Source organism: Dietzia sp. B19 (genome assembly GCF_014145155.1).
GTDB lineage: Bacteria > Actinomycetota > Actinomycetes > Mycobacteriales > Mycobacteriaceae > Dietzia > Dietzia natronolimnaea.
This window is the reverse complement of the sequence record NZ_JAALED010000553.1, coordinates 1-2,546: the sequence shown is the minus strand read 5'-3', so window position 1 is coordinate 2,546 and position 2,546 is coordinate 1. Positions and strand designations below refer to the sequence as shown.

Below are 2,546 nucleotides of genomic sequence, written 5' to 3'. Positions count from 1 at the left end.
CTTGGAGTCGAAGTAGAAGTAGAACGCCGAGCGGGTGATGCCGGCGGCGTCGGTGAGGTCGGCCACCGAGATGTCGTCGAGCTTGGTGGTGCGCAGTTGTCGGTCGAGCTCGGCCAGCAGGGCCTCGCGGCGTCGATCGCCCCGGGGAGAGCCGTTGGTGCCCTCGCCGGAGGTGCCGTTCCCGCTCACGCGGGCGCCGCCGTCCGGATCATCCCGCCGGAGCGTGCCGCGCGCTCGCGGCCCGCCGGGATCTCCCGGGTCCGCAGGTCGTGCTCGTAGAGGAAGTAGTCCACCTGCTGTTGGTGCCGCGCGGTGTCGAGCATGTGCCCGATGTACTTCTTCTCATCCGCCACGATGACCTGCTCCATCTCCCCCAGGTCCGGCGTCCGGTACAGGCCCGCCGCCCACGCGGCCGCCAGCCGGGCCTGGGCCTCGACGAACGGGAACAGCGTGGGCGTGGACTGGGCGAATCCGACCATCACGAGATCGTCGATGCCCGGGGAGAACATCCGCTTGTAGAGCGGCACGTGGTTGTGCGCGTCGGCGCTGAGGAACTCGGGGTCGAAGAAGGGGAACGAGGTGTTGTAGCCGGTGGCCTGGATGACCACGTCGAAGTCCTGCGCCGTGCCGTCCTCGAAGTGCACGGTCCGCCCCTCGAACCGGGCGATGTTGCCCTTGGCCGTGATGTCCCCCGAGCCCAGCCGCAGCGGCAACTCGACGGACTGGGTGGGGTGGGCCTCGAAGAACTTGTGGTTGGGCGTGGGCAGTCCGTAGGACTCCGGCCGGCCCGCGGACATCGGTTGCATGGCCTGGATGGCCTTGCGCTGCCACGAGTAGGGCAGGAACGGGAACGTGGCGAAGTACTTGTCGGCCGGTTTGCCGGCGATGTACTTCGGGACGATCCACGCGCCCGACCGGGTGGAGATCACCACCTCGTTGCGCATCACCTTGGAGGACAACTCGACCGCGATGTCGGCGGCGCTGTTGCCCAGGCCCACCACGAGGATGCGCTTGTCCAGCAGTTCGAGCGGGTCCCACGGGTCGACGTAGGCGTGCGAGTGGATCATCTCGCCGGTGAACTCACCCGGGAAGTCGCCGAACCGCGGGTCCCAGTGGTGTCCGTTGCCCACCACGAGCGCGTCGAAACGGCGGGTGCCGGTGCGTTCGGTGGTCAGCTCCCAGCCGCCGCCCTCGAGCCGCTCGGCGTGCAGGACCCGGTTCTCGAACTCGATGCGGCGCAGCAGGTCGAAGGCCTCGGCGTAGTCGTCGAGGTACTGCTTGATCTGCGAGTGGTGCGGGAAGTCCGGGAACTCCTCGGGCATGGGGAAGTCCCGGAAGCTCAGCTGGTGCTTGGAGGTGTCGATGTGCAGCGACCGGTACGCGCTCGAGCTCCCGTTGGGATTGTCGAACGCCCAGTTCCCGCCGATCCGGTCGGAGGCCTCGAAGCCCACCGCCTCGATGCCGTAGTCGTCGAGCATCTTGAGGGTGGTGAGACCGCTGATGCCCGCGCCGATGACGGCGACAGTGGGGATGGGTGTCATGGAAACCTCTTCGGGCCGGGGACCGCCGCGCCGGAAAGCTATGGCGCGAATCACATTGCGGTCCTAGATTATGGCCAGGGATTGACGGGCGTCAACAGCGTCCCTGGCGCGCTGACGGGGCACCTCGCCCCGGGCCCCATCCCGGACGGAGGCGGAAATGGCAGACGACACGACCGGTAGGCGGCACGCGGTGGTGGTCGGTGGCGCATCCGGGATCGGATGGGCCACGGCGCAACAGCTCGCCTCGGACGGGTGGCGGGTGACGGTGGCCGACGTCAACGGCGACCTCGCCGAGGCGCGCGCGGCCGAGCTCCAGGGCGCGGGCGGGTTGGCGGGCGCGGCTGACGCCCCGAGCCACGAGCACAGGGTCGTCGACGTGGTGAACGAGTCGTCGGTGGAGGCGCTGTTCACCGGTATCGCCCCCGAGCTGGTCGTCACCACCGCCGGGGTGAGCACGCTCGGGCTGGTCACCGACCACGACACCGCGGAGTTCAGGCGAGTGGTGGACGTGTGCCTCACCGGCGCGTTCCTCGTGTTCAAGCACGCCGGAGGCGTGGTCGGTGAGGGCGGCTCGATCGTCGCCATCGCCTCGCTGAACGCGCGGCAACCCGGCCGGGGGATGGCCGCGTACTGCGCTGCCAAGGCGGGGCTGGTGATGCTCGCGCAGGTGGCCGCGCTCGAGCTCGGGGAGCGGGGGATCCGGGTGAACACGGTGTCTCCCGGATTCCTCGTCACCCCGCTCACCGAACCGGTCCTGCAGATCCCCGGGCTCGCCGAGGAGTACGCCGAGAACGCGGCGGTCCCGCACCGGGGCACCGCGGAGGACGTCGCCCGGGCGGTGCTCTACCTCGCCGGCTCGCCCTGGATGACGGGGGAGGACCTGGCCGTCGACGGTGGCGCCCAGCTGCGCCGCTATCCGGACGTGCTCGGCCTGGCGACCAAGGCGTTCTCGTGAGGCCGGGTCGCGGCCGCGCGACAAACGGACGCCGGGGTGCGGGCCGCGAG

At 70.0% G+C, this 2,546-nt stretch carries 3 protein-coding genes; 1 reads left to right on the top strand and 2 read right to left on the bottom strand.

Going from position 1 to position 2,546, the window contains the following annotated elements:
• A partial coding sequence (locus tag G6020_RS17590; RefSeq protein WP_182611186.1) for a TetR family transcriptional regulator occupies positions 1 to 189 on the bottom strand: 189 nt, incomplete at its 3' end.
• Entirely contained in the window at positions 186 to 1,541 is a 1,356-nt protein-coding gene (locus G6020_RS15100) for an NAD(P)-binding domain-containing protein (RefSeq protein WP_182611185.1), read from the bottom strand. The genes G6020_RS15100 and G6020_RS17590, both read right to left, overlap by 4 nt.
• A gap of 157 nt (positions 1,542 to 1,698) precedes the next feature.
• Here G6020_RS15100 and G6020_RS15095 point away from each other — a divergent pair, with 157 nt between their 5' ends.
• The gene (locus tag G6020_RS15095; RefSeq protein ID WP_182611184.1) at positions 1,699 to 2,496 is read left to right on the top strand and encodes an SDR family oxidoreductase; all 798 of its coding nucleotides are present in this window, start codon (positions 1,699 to 1,701) and stop codon (positions 2,494 to 2,496) included.
• Positions 2,497 to 2,546: the final 50 nt, after the last annotated feature.

Bases quoted from the DNA above. Each gene is read 5' to 3' on its own strand.
- G6020_RS15100 (WP_182611185.1), bottom strand. From the start codon at position 1,541: ATGACACCCATCCCCACTGTCGCCGTCATCGGCGCGGGCATCAGCGGT.
- G6020_RS15095 (WP_182611184.1), top strand. From the start codon at position 1,699: ATGGCAGACGACACGACCGGTAGGCGGCACGCGGTGGTGGTCGGTGGC.